General features: G+C 64.6%; 18 protein-coding genes and 2 other annotated features. Of the genes, 10 read left to right on the top strand and 8 right to left on the bottom strand.

What is annotated here, in order from left to right; all coding sequences use genetic code 11:
- Positions 1-78: 78 nt before the first annotated feature.
- Positions 79-477, bottom strand: a complete 399-nt coding sequence (locus ACOOHB_RS17315; RefSeq protein WP_420446048.1) for a hypothetical protein — start codon at positions 475-477, stop codon at positions 79-81.
- Positions 474-1,661 carry a hypothetical protein gene (locus ACOOHB_RS17320; RefSeq protein ID WP_420446049.1) on the bottom strand — a complete coding sequence of 396 codons (1,188 nt, stop codon included), beginning with the start codon at positions 1,659-1,661 and terminating at the stop codon, positions 474-476. Before ACOOHB_RS17320 ends, ACOOHB_RS17315 begins: the two co-directional genes overlap by 4 nt.
- 279 nt (positions 1,662-1,940) lie before the next feature.
- Here ACOOHB_RS17320 and ACOOHB_RS17325 point away from each other — a divergent pair, with 279 nt between their 5' ends.
- Complete coding sequence (locus ACOOHB_RS17325; RefSeq protein WP_420446050.1) at positions 1,941-4,067, top strand: type I restriction-modification system subunit M; 2,127 nt, start codon at positions 1,941-1,943, stop codon at positions 4,065-4,067.
- Positions 4,068-4,074: 7 nt separating this feature from the next.
- Here the strand turns inward: ACOOHB_RS17325 and ACOOHB_RS17330 are convergent.
- Positions 4,075-5,354 (bottom strand): IS3 family transposase gene (locus ACOOHB_RS17330; RefSeq protein ID WP_420446051.1). Its coding sequence is split into 2 segments (ribosomal slippage): positions 4,075-5,075 and positions 5,075-5,354, totalling 1,281 coding nucleotides; the frame shifts between segments, so codons are not numbered across the junction.
- Positions 4,948-5,076, bottom strand: a sequence feature (AL1L pseudoknot). It overlaps the preceding gene by 129 nt.
- A 121-nt stretch (positions 5,355-5,475) precedes the next feature.
- Between ACOOHB_RS17330 and ACOOHB_RS17335 the strand changes: the two genes are divergently transcribed.
- The 3 genes from ACOOHB_RS17335 to ACOOHB_RS17345 are packed head-to-tail and all read left to right on the top strand — an operon-like array spanning position 5,476 to position 10,070.
- Positions 5,476-6,723, top strand: coding sequence for a restriction endonuclease subunit S (locus ACOOHB_RS17335; RefSeq protein WP_420446052.1), 1,248 nt, complete (start codon positions 5,476-5,478; stop codon positions 6,721-6,723).
- The gene (locus ACOOHB_RS17340; protein WP_420446053.1) at positions 6,720-9,830 is read left to right on the top strand and encodes a type I restriction endonuclease subunit R; all 3,111 of its coding nucleotides are present in this window, start codon (positions 6,720-6,722) and stop codon (positions 9,828-9,830) included. Before ACOOHB_RS17335 ends, ACOOHB_RS17340 begins: the two co-directional genes overlap by 4 nt.
- A gap of 60 nt (positions 9,831-9,890) precedes the next feature.
- Positions 9,891-10,070, top strand: a complete 180-nt coding sequence (locus tag ACOOHB_RS17345; protein ID WP_420446054.1) for a YegP family protein — start codon at positions 9,891-9,893, stop codon at positions 10,068-10,070.
- A gap of 640 nt (positions 10,071-10,710) precedes the next feature.
- Here the strand turns inward: ACOOHB_RS17345 and ACOOHB_RS17350 are convergent.
- Positions 10,711-12,219, bottom strand: a complete 1,509-nt coding sequence (locus ACOOHB_RS17350; protein ID WP_420446055.1) for a hypothetical protein — start codon at positions 12,217-12,219, stop codon at positions 10,711-10,713.
- Positions 12,209-13,189: a hypothetical protein gene (locus ACOOHB_RS17355; RefSeq protein WP_420446056.1), complete on the bottom strand. Its 981-nt coding sequence runs from the start codon at positions 13,187-13,189 to the stop codon at positions 12,209-12,211. Before ACOOHB_RS17355 ends, ACOOHB_RS17350 begins: the two co-directional genes overlap by 11 nt.
- Positions 13,190-13,634: 445 nt before the next feature.
- Here ACOOHB_RS17355 and ACOOHB_RS17360 point away from each other — a divergent pair, with 445 nt between their 5' ends.
- Together ACOOHB_RS17360 and ACOOHB_RS17365 are read left to right on the top strand one after the other, a co-directional pair.
- Positions 13,635-13,763 carry a hypothetical protein gene (locus tag ACOOHB_RS17360; RefSeq protein WP_420446057.1) on the top strand — a complete coding sequence of 43 codons (129 nt, stop codon included), beginning with the start codon at positions 13,635-13,637 and terminating at the stop codon, positions 13,761-13,763.
- Positions 13,764-13,973: 210 nt separating this feature from the next.
- Entirely contained in the window at positions 13,974-14,822 is an 849-nt protein-coding gene (locus ACOOHB_RS17365; protein WP_420446058.1) for a hypothetical protein, read from the top strand.
- A 224-nt stretch (positions 14,823-15,046) separates the two neighbouring features.
- On the opposite strand, the gene ACOOHB_RS17370 is transcribed toward ACOOHB_RS17365, so the two are convergent.
- Entirely contained in the window at positions 15,047-15,427 is a 381-nt protein-coding gene (locus tag ACOOHB_RS17370) for a hypothetical protein (RefSeq protein ID WP_420446059.1), read from the bottom strand.
- A gap of 90 nt (positions 15,428-15,517) precedes the next feature.
- On the opposite strand from ACOOHB_RS17370, the gene ACOOHB_RS17375 reads away from it, so the two are divergent.
- Both ACOOHB_RS17375 and ACOOHB_RS17380 read left to right on the top strand, forming a co-directional pair.
- Positions 15,518-16,797 (top strand): IS3 family transposase gene (locus tag ACOOHB_RS17375; RefSeq protein WP_420446060.1). Its coding sequence is split into 2 segments (ribosomal slippage): positions 15,518-15,797 and positions 15,797-16,797, totalling 1,281 coding nucleotides; the frame shifts between segments, so codons are not numbered across the junction.
- Positions 15,796-15,924 (top strand) — a sequence feature (AL1L pseudoknot). It overlaps the preceding gene by 129 nt.
- A 308-nt stretch (positions 16,798-17,105) precedes the next feature.
- Positions 17,106-17,603 carry a protein phosphatase 2C domain-containing protein gene (locus tag ACOOHB_RS17380; RefSeq protein WP_420446061.1) on the top strand — a complete coding sequence of 166 codons (498 nt, stop codon included), beginning with the start codon at positions 17,106-17,108 and terminating at the stop codon, positions 17,601-17,603.
- 191 nt (positions 17,604-17,794) lie between these two features.
- Here ACOOHB_RS17380 and ACOOHB_RS17385 read toward each other — a convergent pair whose 3' ends face one another.
- Entirely contained in the window at positions 17,795-18,193 is a 399-nt protein-coding gene (locus ACOOHB_RS17385) for a PIN domain-containing protein (protein WP_420446062.1), read from the bottom strand.
- Positions 18,190-18,432, bottom strand: a complete 243-nt coding sequence (locus ACOOHB_RS17390) for a type II toxin-antitoxin system Phd/YefM family antitoxin (RefSeq protein WP_420446063.1) — start codon at positions 18,430-18,432, stop codon at positions 18,190-18,192. Before ACOOHB_RS17390 ends, ACOOHB_RS17385 begins: the two co-directional genes overlap by 4 nt.
- Positions 18,433-18,726: 294 nt before the next feature.
- On the opposite strand from ACOOHB_RS17390, the gene ACOOHB_RS17395 reads away from it, so the two are divergent.
- Positions 18,727-19,953, top strand: a complete 1,227-nt coding sequence (locus ACOOHB_RS17395; RefSeq protein ID WP_420446064.1) for a quaternary amine ABC transporter ATP-binding protein — start codon at positions 18,727-18,729, stop codon at positions 19,951-19,953.
- Complete coding sequence (locus tag ACOOHB_RS17400; RefSeq protein WP_420446065.1) at positions 19,950-21,920, top strand: ABC transporter permease; 1,971 nt, start codon at positions 19,950-19,952, stop codon at positions 21,918-21,920. The genes ACOOHB_RS17395 and ACOOHB_RS17400 overlap by 4 nt, the downstream gene beginning before the upstream one ends.
- The last annotated feature ends 67 nt before the right edge of the window (positions 21,921-21,987 follow it).

Raw genomic sequence — 21,987 nt, forward strand, 5'->3', positions numbered from 1 at the left:
CATAGGAACGGTCCGCAACGCCAAGCGGTTCAATCCTCGACCGACGAGAGCGGCTTTCGGTTTGGCCGGGTCTGGCTATCAGATGGACGGTCGCCAGATCCCGTTGCCCGTCGCGATCCGCTTGAGTTTCTTGGCGATGTTGTCTCGGGCGCTACGCCCGAGGCCCCGGAGGTCGATATATGCGTGTCCGTAAGGCACGTCGGGGAGAATGGAATCGTCGATGGCTCGCAACCCACAGTTGACGACTTCTCCGACGGTGAGGAAGCAGCTCCCGGCGGTGTCGTTCGGGTAGCCGTCATGCGCTTGTTGCGGTGTGAGAACGGAGTCCATGGAGGTGGATGCTTTCGCGTCCTTGGGTTTGAAGGTGTCGGAGCCGATTGTTCCGTCCCGCAGCAATTTGGAGTTGATCTGCCGACGCAGCTTTTCGGACGGGCTGGTGATCTGGACCTCGCCGGCCACCAGCGGCGGCCAGGTCACCGCGCTGGCTGTCCTGTGAAGCCGAGCAGCCAGTCCCTCACGAACGAGCAGTCGACGTTGATGTCCTCTTCGTAGCGGTGCTCATCGGTTGAGGCGTCCCATGATGCGACCGTTGCGGTGTCGCTGGAATCCTCGAACCGGATCGAGGCCTCGACGTCGCCGAGCGTCCATTCCATGGAGACCCCACCGTCGACGGCTGGGAATACATGCGGGTAGGGCAACCCGTAGTGGGGGAACGCGGCGATCAGCCGGCGGGCGCCGAGGATGGCCCCGGCATGCGGGGCTGACCCGTCGACGCCATCGGTGTCGTACCAGCCGTCATCGAGTTCTTGGAGCTCGTCGATCTCTCGCACGAGTGCGTTCATCTGCTCGGCAACTTCCTTGTCGTGGACCTTTACCTCTTGTAGTGAGGATGCCGAGCCTCGTGGCTTCAGTTTTCCGGCGGACCAGATGAACGGGCCGGCGACTGTGACGAGCGAACCAGTTTCGTCATCCTCAGTCAGAGCGACCTTCATGTCGTCGATTGTTGCGAGACCCTTGTAGTAGATACTCGTAGGACGAGCCGCCTGCCATCCGAGCACACTGACGGATGCCCGTGACCGATCGGCGGAGACGCGGAGCACACGACCGGCTACCAGGTCCAATGGGACGTCCCACATCGATCTCGGCCTGCGCAGAGCCTCGCATTCATGTCGCCCCAGTCGTGCAGTGCCGCGGCGGCTGGTGAACGAGACAGCCTCACTGTCGTTGAAGGGGGTTCCGATCTTTGCAATCAGCAGCAGCACTCCCGTGGACAACAACGGCAGCGTCTCGCTGTTGCCGTCGCTGTCGCGCCCGAGTTCGTCGATGGCGGTCTCAATCCGGTCAGCGCTCCTGCTGCACGGGTCCTCGACCTCGAACATCTTCTGCTCGGTGTCAGGTCGCACCTCGACTTCTAAGCTGCCGCCCCTGAGATCGGTGACACAGAAATGGAACCCGCTGATGGTCGCGGGGATGCCGCCTTCGGATGATCGACGGTTGCTCTGGTGTTCCTGCTTGGCTAGCTCGACGACCGCTTCCCGGAACGCGACCAGCGACTTGGCTGCCGCTGCGAACGCCTCATCAGACAAGCGCTCAGCCGAGAATCTCCCCCCAGTGAATCGCAATGTCCGGCCACCAGCCGGTCGCTCCCCATCAACGACCACGGCAAGACGATAGCGGGCATCCCTGGTATCGGATCGCGATACGCGGCTGCGCCTGGTGCCACGAGAGACACGCCCATGCCACATGTCGAAGCCGCGGCCACACCCAGCGGCGCCACTCTGCGCCAGGCCTCAGCAGCACTAGTTTCGTGGCGCCATGCCTCACGTGAGCGACAGCGATGCCCTTCGGGTGCTTCCCAGCCTGCTGGGTTGCGGAACCGCAGCCGCTGCGGCGGAGGCATGCTGCGGCAGCCGCCCGCTCGAGATGTCTAGGAGCCCTTCGTGAACGCACGCACCCACGGCGAGCTGGCCGGTTTCATCTGGGGGATCTGCAATCTGCTGCGCGGCCCGTACAAGCGCAACGAGTACCGGAAGGTGATTTTGCCGTTGACGGTGCTGCGCCGGTTCGATTGTGTGCTGGCGGACACGAAGGAGACGGTGTTGGCTGCGGCGGCTTCGTCGGGGAGCCACAGCGAGGATGTGCAGCGCCGGCTGCTGGTGAAGGCGTCCGGTCGGCCGTTCTACAACACGACGAGGCTGGATTTCGACCGGCTGCTCGACGATCCTGATCTGCTGGCGCACAACCTCGATCGGTACATCCGCGGCTTCTCCGGCAACGTGGCCGACATCATGGACCGGTTCGGGTTCGCTGAGCAGATCTTCCGCATGGACGACAAGAACCTGCTGTATGAGGTCGTCAAGAGGTTCGCCGCGGTGGACCTGTCGCCGGAGCGTGTCGACAACCTGCAGATGGGGTACGTGTTCGAGGAGCTGATCCGCATTGGCGCCGAGCAGGCCAACGAGGAAGCGGGGGAGCATTTCACGCCTCGTGAGGTGATCCAGTTGATGGTGCATCTGCTGCTGTCCGGCGAGCAGGACCTGAGCACTGAGCACATCGTCAAGACCGTGTACGACCCGGCGTGCGGCACCGGCGGGATGCTGTCGGTCGCGGACGAGTTTCTGCGCAAGCACAACCAGGACGCCAACCCGTTCCTGTACGGCCAGGACCTCAACGACGAAGCGTGGGCGGTGTGCAAGGCCGACATGCTGCTCAAAGGCGAAGAATCCGAGGACAACATCGTCCTCGGCGACTCGTTCACGGCGGACGGGTTTACCCGTCGCTCCGACGGGCAATCGTGGACGTTCGACTACATGCTCGCCAACCCGCCGTTCGGCGTCGAATGGAAGCAGCAGAAAACCGTCGTGGAGCGAGAACGGGACACCCTCGGCTACGACGGGCGGTTCGGGGCGGGTCTGCCGCGCATCAACGACGGGTCGCTGATGTTCCTGCAGCACATGCTGTCCAAGCGCAAGCCGGTCGAAGACGACGGCTCGGGCGGGTCCCGCATCGCCATCGTGTTCAACGGCTCGCCGTTGTTCACCGGCGATGCCGGCTCAGGGGAGAGCAACATCCGCCAGTGGATCATCGAGAACGACTGGCTCGAGGCGGTGATCGCCTTGCCGGACCAGCTCTTCTACAACACCGGCATCTCGACGTACATCTGGGTGCTCACGAACCGCAAGGAACCGCACCGGGCCGGCAAGGTGCAGCTCATCGACGGCCGTCAGTGCTTCGTGAAAATGCGCCGCAGCCTCGGCAACAAGCGCAACGAGATCTCTGCGGAGCAGATCAACGACCTGACCTGCATCCACGGGGACTTCACCGACGGCGAGACACGGGACCTCACCGACGAGGACCCTGTGACACACCAGCCGCGCACCCGGCCCCGAGTCGTCAGTAAGGTGTTCGCCAACGAAGACTTCGGGTACCGCAAGATCACCGTCGAACAGCCACTGCGACTCAACTTCGCTGCCACCCCTGAACGCATCGCCCGGATCGAGGACGAGCGGGCATTCCAGAACCTCGCCAAGAGCAAGAAGAAAGCCGGGCCGACGCATGATGCTGAGGTCAAGGCCGGACGAGAACGACAGGCGAGCATCCGGTCGTTACTGCGCTCGCTCGGCGACTACACCGGCGAGATGCTGAATCGTGATCGCAACGATTTCCTTGGTGATCTCGATGAGGCCAGAGGCAGAGACGGCTTCCCCGGCTCGGACTTCAAGCTCACTGCCGCCGAGATGAAAGCCGTCGTGTCAGCGCTGAGCGAACGCGACCCGGAGGCCGAGATCTGCACCGACCGCGACGGCAGACCAGAGCCCGGCCCAGACCTGCGCGGCACCGAAACCGTCCCGCTGCGTGAGGACGTCGACGCATACATGGAACGCGAAGTCCTGCAACACATCCCTGACGCTTGGTCAGACTCCGCCAAGACGAAGATCGGGTACGAAATCCCGCTCAACCGGCACTTCTACGTGTACGAACCACCCCGACCGCTCGAAGCCATCGAAGCGGACCTGCGCAGCCTCGAAAGCGACATCACCCGGATGCTCGGCGAGGTCATCGCGTGACACTGAATCACACCGGTTTGCGTAGAGACTCGGGTTGTTGAGTCACGGCCGGGGTGGCTGTGACGGTTTGACAGTAGTAGGCGGTTTCGTGTTCGGCGGGTGTGGTGTAGTTGCCGCGGCCGGTGAGCAGGGCGCTGTGGCTGCGTCGGTGGTTGTACCAGTCGATGTATTCGAGGGTGGCGAACTCGACATCGCGCAGTCCTTGCCACGGTCCTCGTGAGTAGATCAGCTCCCATTTGAACAGGCCGTTGAAGCTCTCGATCATCGCGTTGTCATACGAATCGCCCTTGCTGCCGACCGAGGCGACGATGTCGTTGTCGTCGAGCCGCTGGCTGTAGCGGATGGACAGATATTGCGATCCGCGGTCGCTGTGATGGGTGACCCCCTCGGTGCTGCGGCCGTCGCGGCGGCGCCCCGAGACGGCCATCTCCAGGGCGTCGAGCGCCAGCTCGGTGCGCATCGACCGCGAGGCCTGCCAGCCCAGCACCCGCCGCGAATAGGCGTCGATCACGAACGACACGTACACCCAGCCGCTGTGGGTGCGCACGTAGGTGAGGTCCGCGAGCCACAGCCGGTTCGGGGCCGGCACTGTGAAATCGCGGTTCACCAGGTCCGCTGGCCGGTCGGCGTCGGGGTCGCTGGTGGTGGTGCGCACCGTGGCGCCTCGGCGGGTCCCTTCGAGGCCCAGCTGGCGCATCAGCCGCTCCACAGTGCAGCGAGCCACCGTGATGTGCTCGACGCGGTTGAGGTGGTCCCACACCTTGGCCGCCCCGTACGCGTCGTAATTGTCCCGGTGCACACGAGCGATCTCTGCGCGCAACCAGGCGTCGCGCTGCGCCCGCGCCGACGGCGGCCGGCACCTGGCTGCGTAATAGGTGGACGGGGCGATCCCGACGCCGTGCTCGCACAGCACAGCGCAGATCGGCTCGACCCCGAACCGGCCTCGATGGGCGTCGATGAACGCCACTATCGCTTCGACTGGCGGTCGAGCTCCGCCCCGAAGAAAGCCGACGCCGCCTTGAGGATCTCGTTCGCGCGGCGCAGCTCACGATTCTCACGCTCGAGCTCTTTGATCCGAGCACGCTCCGCCGACGACACCCCAGCCCGGGTCCCGCCGTCGATCTCCACGCGGCGCAACCACAGCCTCACCGTCTCCGGTGTCGGCCCCAGCTTGGCAGCGACCGAGCAGATCGCCTCCCACTGCGAACCGTAAAGACGCTCGTTCTCGAGCACCATCCGCACCGCCCGCTCACGCAGCTCGGCGGGATATCTCCCATGTCCTGGCATAGCTCCATCCTCTCAAGGAACAGAGCCTCCACGAAACTCGGGGCGATTCACACAGCCGTATCCGGAGTATCGAGACTCCGAGATCGAATGGCTGGGCCAGATACCGGAACACTGGAGCGCTGTGCGGCTGCAACAGGTGGCCTCGTACTTCACCAGCAGCGTCGACAAGAAATCGAGCGACGACGAACTGTCGGTCAGGCTCTGCAACTACACCGACGTCTACTACCAGGAACGTATCAGGGAAGACAGCGGCGAGTTCATGTCCGCCACGGCCAGCGCTCACGAGATAGCTCGCTTTGGGCTGCAGGTAGGCGATGTCCTCATTACGAAAGACTCAGAGGACTGGAGGGACATCGCTGTCCCAGCGCTCGTCGAGAAGGTTGCCCGTGACTTCGTGTGCGGTTACCACCTCGGCATCATCCGCCCGTCTGCCCTCGTTGAGCCATCCTTCCTGTTCCGCGCCATGCAGTCAGCGGCCGTGAATCAGCAGCTTCAAGTCGCGTCTACAGGGGTCACTCGCTACGGAGTGCAAAATGCCGCCGTGTCGGAGGCGGTTACCCCCTTGCCGCCACTCGCTGAGCAGCGCCAGATCGCTGCGTTCTTGGATCGTGCGACTGCCCGCATCGACGAGCTGGTCGCTGCGAACCGGCTGCTGATCGAACGGCTCGACGAGTACCGGTCAGCGCTGATCACCCAGACGGTGACCGGTGGGCTGCCGGCCGAAGCGGCACAAGCCGCAGGGATCGCACCTGCGACCGCGACCAAACCGTCAGGCGTGGGCTGGATCGGCGACGTGCCGGAGCACTGGGAGGTGCGTTCTTTCCGAAATGTGTGCCAGTTGGCGTACGGCGACTCGCTGAAGGCTGACGAGCGGATCGATGGCGATGTCCCTGTCTTCGGATCTAATGGTGTCGTAGGGACACACATCGAATCCAATACCTTGTGCCCGGCAATCGTCGTCGGCCGCAAAGGATCGCACGGGAAGGTCAACTTCAGCGATGCGGCGGCATTCGCGATTGACACGACCTACTTCGTAGATGCACGCCAGACAAAAGCACATCTGCGATGGCTGTACTACGTCCTCGCCAGCGCAGACCTTGCTGCTGTGTCGAAAGACTCTGCCGTGCCGGGTCTTGCGCGTGCTGACGCGTATGCGAAGTGGTTGCCGTATCCGCCAATTCGGGAACAACGGGCTATCGCTGCATATCTCGATCACGCGACGGAACACCTCGCGCTGCTGTCGGCAGACGTCGAGATGGCGATGGAGCGCTCGCAGGAGTACCGCTCTTCGCTGGTGACTGCGGCTGTGACGGGGAAGATCGATGTCCGGGGCGAGGTTCCGGCGATGTCAGGAGGCACGGAGGCGTGACGACTCAGAAGACTGAGGCTGCGTTCGAGGCGACGGTGGAGTCGATGCTGGTGGATGCCGGTTGGCGTTCGGGCGACAAGGGGGAATGGGATCCGGCTCGGGCGTTGTTCCCTGAGCGTGTGGCGTCGTTTGTCCGCGACACGCAGCCTGAGCAGTGGGAGGCGATGTCGCAGCTGCACGGCGCCGATCTCGACGGGTTGCTGGTGGAGCAGTTGGTCCGCGAGCTCGACTTGAAGGGCACGCTGGATGTGCTGCGCCACGGTTTCCGTTTCCAGGGCCGGACGTTGCGGGTGGCGTGGTTCGCGCCGGCGCATGGCCTGAATCCTGAGGCGGTTGCTCGGTATGACCGCAACGAGTTGACCGTTACTCGGCAGGCTTTGTGCCATCCGGGCAAGGGCGACGAGATCGATCTGCTGTTCGACCTCAACGGTGTCCCGGTCGCGACATGCGAGTTGAAGAACCCGATGACTGGGCAGACGTGGCGCAGCGCGGTGCAGCAGTACAAGCAGAACCGCGACCCGAACGCTCCGCTGTTCCGGTTCCGCAAACGCACCCTGGTGCATTTCGCTGCGGACCCCGAAGAAGTCCACATGACAACCCGTCTCGTCGGCAGCGGTACGACGTTCCTGGCGTTCAACCGCGGGGATCGGCCCGGTGAGGTGCGCTGCGGCGCCGGGAACCCTGAGCATCTGTCGGGGTATCGCACCGGCTACTTCTGGCAGGAAGTGCTCAAGCGGGACCAGTTCCTGCGGATCCTGCGCTCCTACGTGTTCGTAGAGAAACGTGACGCGAAGATCGTTGACGCCAAGGGGCCGCGCACGGAGCCGCGAGAGAATGTGATCTTCCCCCGCTACCACCAGCTCGACGCAGTGACACGACTGCTTGACGCGGCCCGCCGTGAAGGGCCCGGCAACAACTACCTGATCCAGCACTCCGCCGGCTCCGGCAAGACGAACAGCATCTCGTGGCTGTCGCACCAGCTCGCCAGCCTCCACACCGACCAAGACGAGAAGGTCTTTGACTGCGTGATCGTTGTCACTGACCGGCGTGTGCTCGACAGCCAACTGCAGGACGCGATCTACCAGATCGAGCACGCCCAAGGCGTCGTGCAAGCCATCGATCAGAACTCCCGGCAGCTCGGCCAAGCACTGACCGACGGGACGAAGATCGTCATAACCACCCTGCAGAAGTTCCCGTTCGTGATGCGTGGTCTTCTGTCTGCCGCCGGAGCGATCACGCCGGAGGACGCCACCGACGAGGAACACGCGGAGGTGTCCGGCTGGGCACGCAAGATCGCCGGCCGCAAGTACGCAGTCATCGTCGACGAAGCGCATTCGAGCCAGAGCGGCGACAGCGCCAAGGAGATGAAGTCGATTCTCGGCGCCCGAGGCCAAGCCGCCAGCAGCGACAGCGACGAGGTGGGGGACTGGGAGGACGGCCTGAACGCTGTTGTTGAGTCACGCGGCCCGCAGCCGAACCTGTCGTTCTTCGCTTTCACCGCCACCCCGAAGGGCAAGACCATCGAACTGTTCGGCCGCCGCCCGAGACACGGCGACGAGCCGCCGCGGGCGTTCCACGTGTACAGCATGCGCCAAGCGATCGAGGAAAAGTTCATCCTCGACGTGCTCACCAACTACACCGATTACGACACGTACTACAAGCTCGTGCAGCAAGCCGAGGACGACCCTGAGTTCCCCAAGCGGAAGACAGCGAGGAAGCTCGCCCGGTTCGCCGCTCTGCATCCGTACAACCTCGCCCAGAAGACCGAAGTGATCATCGAGCACTTCCGCAACCAGGTGCGGCACCGCATCCGAGGCAACGCAAAGGCAATGGTCGTCACCTCGTCTCGGCTGCACGCCGTCCGGTACAAGCAGGCGTTCGATGAGTACATCGCCGAGCGTGGCTACGACGACGTGCGGTCGTTGGTGGCGTTCAGCGGCACCGTGGTGGATCCCGAGAACGACGCTGAGTACACCGAGCCGGGCATGAACATCGACGTCGTGACCGGCAAGCCGATCAGCGAAGCGGCGCTGCCGGCACGGTTCGACTCGCCCGACTATCACGTGCTGCTCGTCGCTGAGAAGTACCAGACCGGCTACGACCAGCCGCTGCTGCAAGCCATGTACGTCGACAAGAAGCTCGAAGGGCTCCACGCCGTTCAGACCCTTTCACGGCTCAACCGGATCGCTCCCTACAAGGAAGCCACGTTCGTGCTCGATTTCGTCAACGACCCCGACGACATCCGCGAAGCTTTCGCCCCGTACTACGACCAGACCGAACTGCTCGCCACCTCCGACCCGCACAAGCTCGAAGAGCTGCGCCACGAGCTCGACGGGATGCAGGTGTACCACCAGGACGAAGTGGACGAGTTCGCCCGGGTGTTCTTCCTGCCGTTCGCGAAGCAGTCAGCTGACTATCACCCGCTGCTCGAGAAGGCACTCGCGCCCGCCCGTGGCCGATTCCGCGAACTCGACGACGACCAAGAGATGTTCCGGGATCGATTGTCGGCGTTCGTGAAGCTCTACGGGTTCCTCAGCCAGATCATCCCCTACAGCGACGGCGAGCTGGAACGGCTCGCCGCGTTCGGAAGGGCTCTGTTGCCGTCCCTGTATGTGCCCGCCGAGGAGGACTTCGACATCGCCGATGATGTCGAACTGGAGTACTACCGGCTGCAGCAGATGTCCTCCGGCGCCATCGAGCTCGCTGGCGACGAACAGGGCGGGGTCACCAGCCCCACCGATACTGGCACCGGCGGCCTCGATGAGGTCACCGCGGCCCTGTCGGAAGTCATCAAACAACTCAACGAACGGTTCGGAACCCAGTTCACCGAATCGGAGCGGCTGTTCCTCGCTCAAATACGCGAAGACGCCACACAGTCCGACAAGATCCGTCAGACCGCCCTCGCGAACACCTACGACAACTTCGAGCTCGCCGTGTTCGAACAGCTCGCCACGATCATGCTCGAACGCATGGCCGGCAACGACCAGTTCGTCAACCGATGCCTCAGCGACCCCGACTTCAAAACCGTGATCTTCGGAGGGCTCGCCAAGGAACTGTTCACGGCGATCCGCGGTGAAACTGACAACCGATCTGAACCGCGGGCCTAGATCGGTACGCTCCCATTCGCCTCGAATCACAACGGTGGACATCAAGGAGATGGAGGGACAATGGAATTTCAGATTGTGCGCAGCAACAACTCTGCTCAACCGTATTTCTGGCGGATAGTCGCCAGCAATGGGTTGACCCTCGCTGCCAGCGAGACCTACGTCAACAAGCAAGACGCCATCAACGCAGTTCATATCGTGAGAGTCAATGCCGGTAACGCTCAGGTGCTGGACTACTGCTGAAAGGTGTTCCGAAGGAGGGGCTTGCCGCATGACCTCACGTTGATGCCGAATCCGGCCTGCCTCGTGTTGGCACCAAGTTGCGGATCATTCGCCATGTCGCCCAGACGGCATGGGCTGCTACGCCGGTGACCAGACATCCGCTCCACAGTCCGTTGGCAAGTTCGAGGGAAGAGGCCAATGCCCAGAAGAGCCTGCGGCGAACGGTGAGCGCTTGCCCCAGACCTCCAGCGACATGACCGATGCAGCCTCCACCTCTTCGGACGCGCCGCAAGCGCGATCCCAACAGCGGCAAATCGCGTTCCGCAACCAGACAATTCGCGTTCCGAAAATGGTGCTATCGCGTTCCAAAATCAAGCAAACCGCGATCTCGTGTCAAGAAACACAAATGGCGGCAAGGCTCTGACCTGCGGAAACGACTCAAACATGGAATTTCGCGCACGTCCCACGAGGGCGGACGCTGGACGTTTTTGTGGCGCGAAATTGGGTGTCAACGCCATTTTTCATCGTCTGACGCTTGTCGGAGGTTAATGAGGCCGCTCGCGGGAGTTGCGCACACCGCTATTGGTGCGGATGGGTCGTGCGCGTACGCGACGGATTGTCGCTTAGTGGGTTCTGTTCGGTTGCTGGCGGATGTCGACCGTCAGAGGTCGATCTTGTGTTTGCCTATCCAGCCGCTGAGGTCTGCGCTCGTTCTCTTGTGGTAGTTGATGAGCGCCGTGACGATGGTGTGGAGCTGGTACATGATGAGATCCAGCTTGACCCGATTGGTGTCGAGGTGTTTGGCGCGTCGCCCTGGAAGGCGGGACTTCATGTGGTTGTTGGTGGATTCGATGTCTGGGCGCAGCCCGAATATCTCGTCGAAGTAAGGGTCGCTCTCGGGTATCGGTCGCAGGGCCCGGGTGCGGGGTTTGCCTTTGGCGATGTCGTCCTTGGTGCTGTTGTGCTGGAGCAGGACGATGGCTCCCCAGAGTTTCGCGGGGACGCCTTGTATTGATGGGACGGCCCAGTGGCCCCAGATGACAATGTCGTTGGCGCGTTCTTTGCGTACCGTTTTGATGCGGTCGAGTTTGGCGTAGTAGGTGGTGCCGCTTGCTTCGGCTATGGCGATGGTTGGTGCTCCGTCGATGGCGATGACGGGCATGGGGTGCCGTGTGCCGTCGGCAAGCCTGAATTTGCATTTGCCGATGTTGAGGGCGGCGTATTGGCCGGCGGAGGTGCGTTGGACTTTGCTGATGGCGATGATACCGGCGCTGAGGCAGCGGTCGAAGTCGGCTGAGTGCAGTGCCATGTCGTAGACGAATCCGAAGAGGCCTCCGGATTGGCTGTCGAGTGTCTTCTTGATCTTGAGCACCATGTCAGTCGCGGTGGTTGCCTCTGCCTTGCGCTCCTTGGTCCTGGGGGGAGCGAGCACGTCGGAACCGAGCACGACGCGTTCGCCGGGGTGCTCGTTGCGGGCCGAGACGAGCACGCACTCGAAGTGCTTGTCGCCTCGGAGTTTCTTGAGGTCGGTGCCGTCTCCTGTGATGCAGCTCTGCTTGGAGGGGCTGGAGAACTTGGCCGCTTGGTCGAAGATTCCGATGAACTGAGCTGCGGTCACTGCCATCTGCTGCACGGCGTCGCGCACCAGTTCCAGTTCTGGTTCTTCGCTGATGCGCTTGAGCAGGCGACTCACCTGTCCACGTGAAGGTGCCCGCTTGGACAGGTCCTCGTCGAGACCTGGGTACGCGCGGCGCAGAGCGGCTCGGCAGCGCCGCCAGTTTCTCTTGTCCTTGAAGTGACGGCAGGCAGCGCGCGTGCTGCCGAAGGTCCACGACATGATCGACACCAACAGCACGTCCAGAACCTTGCATTCGCGGCGCCGCCCGCCGTCGTGCGGGTTGCGGGCGAGTCTGACTTCCAGCTTGCGGGCGATAAGCGCCAGTCCGTACATCGAGATCGTGACTTCGCTGATCTGACCTCCGGACAGATCAGCGGTCTCGCCGTTGATAGTGCGCTTGCCGGAGCTCGAATTGGAGTCTTGGCGCGGACGGCGCTTGTCCTCGACCGAGATGTCGTCGATCGTCAGATCCAGATCGAGCTCAGAGATGATCGACGAGCTCTTGAACGCTGGCTGCGACCGGGTGCGCTTGCGGGCGCGTTTAGCGGCCATAGCGGCCTGCCCAGTCGTAGCCCAGCGACGCGGCGGTCCGGTCCAGGCTGGTCGCGCCCAAAAAGCGCGCTGCGGCTTCGAGCCCGTCTCTGTCGAGCACAGCCCGTGCAGCGGTGAGCCGGATCGACGATGGGGTGATCCCCCGGATCCCGCCGAGGCCGGCGTCGCGCAGAGCGCCACGGAGGCGCACCGACACGACGTGCACGGCCCTGTCTGCAGCGATGCCGGGACCGACGCACAGTGGCTCGGCGAGCGTTGCCGGCGGCCTGAAGCGCAGATAGCGGCGGACCGTGCTGAGGCTCCACTCATCGAGAGGGTTGACACGCAGCCCGTTTCTCCCGCAGAGCGTTACAGCGCCCTCGTCCAGATCGATATCGGCAGCTGCGACAATCGCGATCTGTGGCGCGGAGCCCCCGGCCCGCGAGAAGGCAACCATGAGGGACCGGCGAGACTCGAGCACCCCGGGGCTTGCGTGGGTCTCGATCTGACCCCATTGGACGTCGTCGCGCAACAGCGTCCGCGGTCCCGCGTCAGCGGCTGTGATCGAGAGCCCGGCGAGGTCCGCAATGTCGATCGGAGCGCCCAACTCGGACAACGCGGCAAGCAGTACTGAGGCCGCCCACCGTCGGTTTCTCGCCGTAGGAGGGGCGACGGGGCGCAGCCGGCCCGTGCGATGATCACGGCTCGGCGCCCAGTACCACTCGGCGAACGTGTCGGCGTCGATGTCGTTCAGGAAGCGCTTGCCATGTGCCTCCAAGAAGGAACAGCAGCGCTCGATCAGCTCACTCAACTTGCGTGCTGTGCCCGCATTGGACCTATACCGGGCGTCAACCAACTCGAGCACCAGCGGCAACCACATCGCGAGCAGCCATTCGCGATCCGCGACCAGCGTCTGCGCCGCAGCGAGAGCACGGCCGCTGGAGCCCGCCACCGCGATGTCGGCGCGCAAGACCGCTTGGCGCAGACTCACTGTGACCACCACCCTGCTGTGGGGTCATGTGATGCTTGCGCCGGTGCAGGTCGCCCAACGGTGTACGTGCACCCCACATCGCACCGGGCCGGCTGAAACATCCGGCCGCGACGAACCCGTTGCCTGGCGGTTGGCCGGCTCGGCTCGGTGGCGGGTCGTTTAGGTTCCATGGTGTCTTGTGAGTCAGCCGTGGTGCCGTTCGCTTGTTCGTGGATCGGTGCCGCGGCTGCTGCGTCAAATGGTGAGCGATGCCACCTGGTGGCAACCCTGTGCGGAGCGGTTCGGTGCGCGATTCCGCAGCACTCATGCGGGTTTGCGGGGATCGGGAATCGGCGCGACTGGGCGCGGCGCCGGCCGTGACGCAGCGCGCGGCGGTCCGTTTGGCTGGCGGTTGGCCGGCTCGGGATCGGGGTGGGTGGGGTACGTTCCATGTCGAGTTGTTCTTGTGGCAGCCGCGGCGCCGTTCGATTGGTCGTTGGGCGGTGCTGCGGCTGCTGCGTTCGAGATTGCGCTCTGGGACCTGGTGGCGGGCCAGAAAGCCGTGCGAAAAATCAATACGTCCTGGTCAGAATGATCTGAAGTCATGAATCACCGGCACGTTCGGACGCCCGGAGAGTTCCCGCACCGAGCGGCACGTGCTGGGCGGCCGGCCCCGAGCACTGCGTGTCTCAGGTCCGTGACGGGCGTGCGCTATGGCGACAGCGAACGTGCAGCAGCGGGACAGCGGTGACGCGTACTGTCGTGGTCGGCGCTGACGCGTTCGACGAGCCGAGGAGCCGTTCTGGTGCCGCAGATCGTTCCCGAGCCGACCGTGCAGATGTGGGCAGCGCTCAGCATCGTTCGCGCGTTCGGAGGCAGAGCCGGCGGCGGTCCTGTCGGCACAGCGGCGGTGTTCACCCGAGCGCACCGGCGGCGGCTGCCGGTGTGGTCCGACGCGTTGCGGCAGTGGTTCGTGGTCGTGGCTGTCGCACCCGAGACGGCCGCCGCGGCCAAGTCGGTCGCTGACCCGGACGCGCCGTGCTACCGCATCGACCGCCGACAGCTCGAGTACCTGGCCGACGCCTACGACGACCGCAGCCATCCCGACGTCGTCTACGTGCTGCCCGATCCCCGCGAACGGCCCGCCGTTCGGGACGGCGCGCAGCCGCCGTGGTGGCATCCCTCGGTCGGGGCGAGGTTCGGCGAATGGGCGTACGCGATCCGAGGCACCGACCTGCGGGCTCTGGTCGGCACGAACCAGACGAGCGCGTCAGCGAGGCTCCGCTGGGCCAAAGACCTCGACCCGAGGCCCTTGCGCGACGACAAGTCGCAAGAGCAGGGCGATGTGAGCTACCTGCCCCATCCCACCGTGTCGCCGGAGACAGAGGGGTCACAGCTGTGGAGCGACTTGCTCGACGAGATGCGCCGAGGCGAGGAACCCATGGGGCTCGCATTGCGCTCTTCGCGGCTCCCCAGGGAGCGCCGTCCCTTCGGCGACAACAGGGACCGCGGCCACGACGATCTGGGCTACACCCATGACGCCGTCGTTGCTGCGCGCGAGGTGCTCGACGACAAACGGGCCCGCAGCCCGCTTCACGCCGGGATCATCTGGGGCCCGAACGACCCGTTGCGACGCTCTGAGAGTCCTCGCTGACCCCGACTTCAGGCGTCGAGGTCGACATCGCACCTCACGAGTCCCGGCCCCAGCCGGCAATCGGCAGCGGATCGCGAGCCACGCGCCCTGCCGGCACCCCGCCAAGGCGCAGGCGCTGCGAAGCCCCTCGAAAGCTCCGCGCACTGCTCAGCGGCTTGCCGCGGCGCGCTTGCGCAGCAGGAGCCTCCCCAGGGCCAGGTGGAGCGTCGTCGGGGTCCGCGGCTCTATCGGCTTGACGGCGTCACGAACACGAGCGAGTCCTCTGTGGCCATCATCGGAGCGTGCTCATTGCGAGCAGCCATACGACGCTGCGAGGGCAGCATTCGGGTGATCGCTCCCTTCTTGTCGAGCCCCCGCGATGCGGCCAGCTCAGAAAAGATCTTGCGCAGCGGCACACGCCGACCGCCGACGTGGCGGTCGCCGACGGTCCACACATGAACTGCCCCAGGTGCCGAGGCAGCGACGATGCGTTCGAGGCAGTGGTCGAGATCGGCGACGAAACGCAGTACACGCTTGGCCCGGTCAGCCGGACGATCAGCCAGCTTCCGCAGCGTCACAGCGAGAGCCTCCGACTCGGGCGCCGCTCGTCCCACCGGTGCTCTCATCGACCCTCCCAGGCTCCCGGTGTCGGTCTCGTAGGCGGTTTGAATCGCCCCGAGTTTCGTGGAGGCTCTGTTCCTTGAGAGGATGGAGCTATGCCAGGACATGGGAGATATCCCGCCGAGCTGCGTGAGCGGGCGGTGCGGATGGTGCTCGAGAACGAGCGTCTTTACGGTTCGCAGTGGGAGGCGATCTGCTCGGTCGCTGCCAAGCTGGGGCCGACACCGGAGACGGTGAGGCTGTGGTTGCGCCGCGTGGAGATCGACGGCGGGACCCGGGCTGGGGTGTCGTCGGCGGAGCGTGCTCGGATCAAAGAGCTCGAGCGTGAGAATCGTGAGCTGCGCCGCGCGAACGAGATCCTCAAGGCGGCGTCGGCTTTCTTCGGGGCGGAGCTCGACCGCCAGTCGAAGCGATAGTGGCGTTCATCGACGCCCATCGAGGCCGGTTCGGGGTCGAGCCGATCTGCGCTGTGCTGTGCGAGCACGGCGTCGGGATCGCCCCGTCCACCTATTACGCAGCCAGGTGCCGGCCGCCGTCGGCGCGGGCGCAGCGCGACGCCTGGTTGCGCGCAGAGATCGCTCGTGTGCACCGGGACAATTACGACGCGTACGGGGCGGCCAAGGTGTGGGACCACCTCAACCGCGTCGAGCACATCACGGTGGCTCGCTGCACTGTGGAGCGGCTGATGCGCCAGCTGGGCCTCGAAGGGACCCGCCGAGGCGCCACGGTGCGCACCACCACCAGCGACCCCGACGCCGACCGGCCAGCGGACCTGGTGAACCGCGATTTCACAGTGCCGGCCCCGAACCGGCTGTGGCTCGCGGACCTCACCTACGTGCGCACCCGCAGCGGCTGGGTGTACGTGTCGTTCGTGATCGACGCCTATTCGCGGCGGGTGCTGGGCTGGCAGGCCTCGCGGTCGATGCGCACCGAGCTGGCGCTCGACGCCCTGGAGATGGCCGTCTCGGGGCGCCGCCGCGACGGCCGCAGCACCGAGGGGGTCACCCATCACAGCGACATGGGATCGCAATATCTGTCCATCCGCTACAGCCAGCGGCTCGACGACAACGACATCGTCGCCTCGGTCGGCAGCAAGGGCGATTCGTATGACAACGCGATGATCGAGAGCTTCAACGGCCTGTTCAAATGGGAGCTGATCTACTCACGAGGACCGTGGCAAGGACTGCGCGATGTCGAGTTCGCCACCCTCGAATACATCGACTGGTACAACCACCGACGCAGCCACAGCGCCCTGCTCACCGGCCGCGGCAACTACACCACACCCGCCGAACACGAAACCGCCTACTACTGTCAAACCGTCACAGCCACCCCGGCCGTGACTCAACAACCCGAGTCTCTACGCAAACCGGTGTGATTCATCGTCGGCGTCGCAGCCGTCGCTGTCGCCCAGGGATTCGGGCGCCAAACCAACGATTTGGGTTTCGGGTTCAGCGTCACAGCACAACTGCCATGGGTGCCACCGGTCACCTGGGGCGGCGTCGCGGTCGCCACCATCGGACTCGCTCTGCTGCTCACCGGCAACCGCAACGCAGCGCCACGCAACTGACGAGACGACACTCGGCGGCGAACCTCCAAGCGGCGGGCCGCAAATTCCTTGCTCCGCCTACCGCCGGGACGCCAGGCTGCGTCGCCATGCACACAGCGACAAGAAGCGCTAGCAGCGTGACCATCGAGGGGCGGCACCTCTCCGGCGGAGCAGTCAGCGCGGAGTGGCTCAGCGAACTCGGGCCGCGGGACGAGAACCAGGACCACGCCCGCATACGCCTGCACTACGACAGCTCGTGGCTGATCGCTGTCGCTGACGGCCTGGGCGGTCATCCTCGTGGCCGAGCTGCGGCACGAGCAGCGATCAAGTCTCTGCCTCACCGCATCGACACACCCGACGAGATGTCCGCAGCGTTCAAGGCGGCTCATGAGGCCGTATTCGAGCTGGCTCCGAAGCACCTGAGGTGCTCCCGGAGCGGAGGCCGCCGATGCCCAGCGTCGACGCTGTGCGTTACTGCGTGGACCCCATCAGGCGGACTCGTTGTCGGGATCGCCGGAGACACCCGAGCCGTGGTGCTGTGGCGCGACGGCGAAGCAGCGTGGCACGGTCGGACTCTGGGGCACCTTCACCGCAACATCAGCGTCTACGGCTACATCACGAAATATCTGGGCTAAAGGGAGAGCGATCACGACTGACAAGCCCGACCCGCCCGGTTCGCTGTACGTCCGGCTGGCGCACTCCGGTGCGTGGCTGAATCGCTTCGGTCAATCTCAAGGAGCACGAATGACCACAGAATCACCGTTGGGCACGTCTCCGGTCGAGGTGGTGGACCAGTTCATCGCCGGCAAGCGAGGCGGAAAGGCCGTCAGCTATACGTGGCGATCGAGACGTCGGTGAGGCCGTCGAACCCCGTCGGGTCGGCGGTGATAACGGTCCGGTTCGATGCGCGTGCCGTGGCGGCAATGATGAGGTCGTGGGCGCCGCGCCTCCGGCCAGATCGATGGGTCTCGGCCAACAGCTCTGCGTGAACTACGGCCACATCGACGTCGTAGGGCAGTATCGGGATGACGTCGAGGACAGCATCGGCAAATGCTTGTCGAAGGGCGCGGTGCCGTTGCGTCGCAAGGTGGACGCCGACAAGGAGTTCCGCGGCCGTAATCGCTGCTATGGCCACGGTGTCGTCGTCGGCGACGAGCCGATCGAGTTGCTCTTGATCGCGTTCGGCGTCGATGAGCACGGTCGTGTCGAGCAATAGGGCTGTCATGTGCGGGCGTCGAGTTCGAGCAATCTGCGCATGTCCGCGAGCTGGCCAGCCCATTGTGCGTCTGGACGTGCGCCGGCGAGCAGCTCTTTGACCTCGAGCCCTTCGCCGCGGGCGAGGGGCTCGATGCGAGCGACCGGCCTGCCCCGCCGGATGACGGTGAACCGCTCGCCGCGGTGCTCAACGGCGTCGAGGACATCTGCCAAGCCTCGGGCGGCTTCCGTTGCGCTGATCTCCGTCACAAAAATCAGATTATCAGATAATGCGAGAGCTCTCGGTCAGTCTGGGATGTGGGACGTGCTTGCGCACTGGCGACGGTTTCGAACCGGCGGGTGTAAAAAAGTGACATCATGTTCATATGTGGTCGGCCACTTTGACGGTGGGTACAGACCAGTGCGTGTCTTCTTCGACGCTGGGCTTCTCGCGGTGCAACTAAGTTCATGAACGTCGAGGACGTGCGAGCCGCCGCCGGGAGGAGCCTCAACGATTCACTCCCGTTGTTTCGCACTTGCTCTGGCCCGAAGTGCGGGTGACGCATGTCGACCAAGGTCAAGATCGAGAATGTCGTCAAGATCTTTGGTGACGAGCCAGACGGTGAAGCGCTGACGCTGCTGAGAGCCGGCTACTCGAAGGACGTGATTCGAGAGAGCACCGGCCATGTCGTGGGTGTGAGCAACGCCAACATCGACATCTCCGAGGGCGAGATATTCGTCGTGATGGGCCTGTCCGGCTCGGGCAAGTCCACCTTGATCCGCTGCGTGAACCGACTCCATGAGCCGACCGCCGGCAGGATCTTCGTCGACGACACCGAAGTCACCGCCCTCGAACCCAAAGAGCTCCAGGCCTTTCGCCGTGACAGCACCGGGATGGTCTTCCAGCACTTCGCCCTGTTCCCGCACCAGGACGTTCGCTCCAATGTCGCCTTCGGGCTCAAGGTGAAGGGCATCGACGTCGCCGGCCGGAACGCTGCGGCAGAGAGGGCGCTGTCCCTCGTAGGACTCAGCGGCTATGAATCCAGTTATCCCCGCCAGCTCAGCGGAGGCATGCAACAGCGGGTGGGGCTGGCCCGTGCACTTGCCACCGATCCCGACATCCTGCTCATGGACGAGGCCTTCAGTGCCCTCGATCCGCTGATCCGCCGCCAAATGCAGGACGAGCTGATGGCGATACAGGACCAGCTCCACAAGACGATCCTGTTCATCACTCACGACCTCAACGAGGCGCTGCGCGTGGGTTCTCGGGTGTGCATCATGAAAGACGGCGCAATCCATCAGATCGGCACGCCCCAAGACATTCTCATGCGCCCGGAGACCGACTACGTGGCCGAGTTCGTCCAGGATGTCGACCAAGGCCGCGTGCTGGCGGTCGAGACGGTGCGCGAGGACGCCGCGGCGGTAGCGGAGGACGCGGCAGTCGCCGACGTACTGAGCGCAATCGATCGTCTCGGCGTTGACGCGGCCCATGTGGTCGACACTGACGGGCGGCCCCTCGGCGTGGTGACCCGCGAGTCTGCCGAGCAGGCGCAAAGCGGCGGCACCCGCGAGCTGCGCGGGCTCGTCCAGACGGTACCGACGATAACCAACGACACCATCCTGGCGAAGATCTACCAACTCTTCGGATCGGGCCTGCCCATCGCTGTGATCGACGGCGACGGCCGACTCACCGGATCGGTGCGCCCCCTCGAAGTCCTCGCCGAGCTAGGACGGGTCGAGAGCATCTCAGAAGAACTCGAGCGCGCCAAGACCCAGGGTGCTCAGAAGTGAGATCGAACACGCTCGCCACCAGTTTCTGGGACAACCGCACCCTCGATGTCTGGGAGATTCCCTTCGGTCGCTGGATCGAGGAGATCGTCTTCTGGCTGACGACCCATATCAAGGGATTCCTCGATGCCGTCAAGTGGCCCGTCGACAAGCTCCTCGAGCTCATCATTGACAACCTGCTCCAGACATGGCTGCCGTGGCCGATCATCCTGCTGCTCTTCTTCCTGCTGGGGCTGACCACACGAAATGTGTTGGTGGGGCTCGGCAGCGCGGCCGGCCTTCTGGTGTGCGGACTGCTCGGCAACGAGTACTGGGATCTCACCATGGAAACGGTCGGGATGATCATCGTGGCGGTGCTCATCTGCACCGCGATCGGTATCCCGCTGGGGATTCTGGCGGCCCGCGTCGATTCGTTCTGGGGCCGATTGCGCCCCGTCCTCGACGGCATGCAGGTCATCCACCCCTTCGTCTATCTACTCCCCATCATCTTCTTGTTCGGCGTCCGGCGAACCCCCGGAGTGCTGGCCACGCTGGTCTTCGCGCTGCCTCCGATCGTTCGTCTCACGAACCTGGGGCTCCGTCAAGTCCCTGCGGACGTGGTTGAGGCAGCCCGGGCGTTCGGTGCTACCGAGAGCCGAGTGCTACGCGAAGTGCAACTGCCGCTGGCCCGGCCGGCGATCATGGCCGGACTCAACCAAACCCTGCTGCTGTCGCTGTCGATGGTGGGCATCGTGGCGATCATTGCCGGCGGCGGCCTCGGCAAGCCGATCCTCACCGCGCTCAACACCGCCGACATCCCCATCGGCGCGTCTGCCGGTGCCGGCCTCTACTTCGTGGGGGTGCTCCTGGATCGGATCTCCCAGCCCGATGACAAGGTCGACCGCCGCAGCCTCTTCGCACGGATGCGCAGCGCATGGAGCACACGCTCTGAATCGGTGGTCCCCCCCGTGCCCGGCATGGAGGCTGATTCCGAGATGCCCCCTCCAGCGGTTGCGCCGGCTCCGGCCGGACTGAGTGCCCCACAGCGCATCGGCGCAGTCGCGGCCATCGGCGGCGGCCTGTTCTGTGCGTTCACAACGTTTCTGACCTGGGGCAACGATGCCGGTCTGCTGTCGGGCTATGCCCGATTCGACGACAACGACCTCCCTGGAGCACACAGCGGGCTCGACGCCACCGGCGGCTCGTGGTTCGGAATCCTGTTCGGTCTCGTCGGTCTGGCAGTCGCGATCGGCGGCGCGTCGGCACTGTGGAGCCCCCGGAGTCGAGCCAAGTTCTTCGCAAGCGCCGGCGCCTTCCTCGCGGCCGGTCTCGTGCTGGTCTCGCTCGTCATCGGTTATCTGAGCGTCTCCCCACGCGGCGAGAACTACAGCCATGGCACGGGCACCTGGCTGGCACTGCTCGGCGCCCTGGTCGTTCTGGTCGGAGGTGCGGTCGCGGCTCTGCGGGCAAGTTCTGACGCTGAAGCGGCACGTGTCGGCACCAAAGAAGTGATCGGCATCATCGTGCTGGCGCTGTTTCTCGCACTCGCAGGAGCGTCGGGTTCGTGGATACTCGACCAGCGCAGCGACGCAGCCCAGATCGCTGCCGAGATGGCAGCTGAGGCCGAGGGCGCCGACCAAGGCGGTCTCGCAGCCGAACTGCTGGCCGAAGCCCTCGCCCTGACCCGCCGCGTGACGGCCCGCGGTCTGGATGCCGACGGCCCGCGGATCGGCTACATCGTGTTGGCGCTCACGTTGGTCGGCTCGGTGGTGGCGCTCGGTCGAATCGTGCGCCGCGGCTCGTCGCAGCGATTCGGGGGCCTCGTCATGTTCGGGCTGGGATGCGCGATCGCTGCGGTTGGAACTGCCTGGATCGCGACGTTCGTCCGCCTCGCGACTCCGGCGCTCTCGCCCGGGGCCAGCGCCTTCCTCACCGTCATTGGCGGCCTCATACTCGCGGCTTGGGGCTGGCGCGCCAGCACTGTGCCCTAGCCAACTCGGCCCTTCAGTACACCGGCCGCCCTCGGTCTGAGACTTCGCGTTGCACCTCGCAACACGA

The organism is Candidatus Poriferisodalis sp., from assembly GCF_965215815.1.
Taxonomy (GTDB): domain Bacteria; phylum Actinomycetota; class Acidimicrobiia; order Acidimicrobiales; family Poriferisodalaceae; genus Poriferisodalis.

Coding starts and splice junctions, on each gene's coding strand:
- ACOOHB_RS17345 (WP_420446054.1), top strand. CDS start 9,891: ATGGAATTTCAGATTGTGCGCAGCAACAACTCTGCTCAACCGTATTTC.
- ACOOHB_RS17350 (WP_420446055.1), bottom strand. CDS start 12,219: ATGGCCGCTAAACGCGCCCGCAAGCGCACCCGGTCGCAGCCAGCGTTC.
- ACOOHB_RS17370 (WP_420446059.1), bottom strand. CDS start 15,427: ATGAGAGCACCGGTGGGACGAGCGGCGCCCGAGTCGGAGGCTCTCGCT.
- ACOOHB_RS17385 (WP_420446062.1), bottom strand. CDS start 18,193: ATGACAGCCCTATTGCTCGACACGACCGTGCTCATCGACGCCGAACGC.
- ACOOHB_RS17395 (WP_420446064.1), top strand. CDS start 18,727: ATGTCGACCAAGGTCAAGATCGAGAATGTCGTCAAGATCTTTGGTGAC.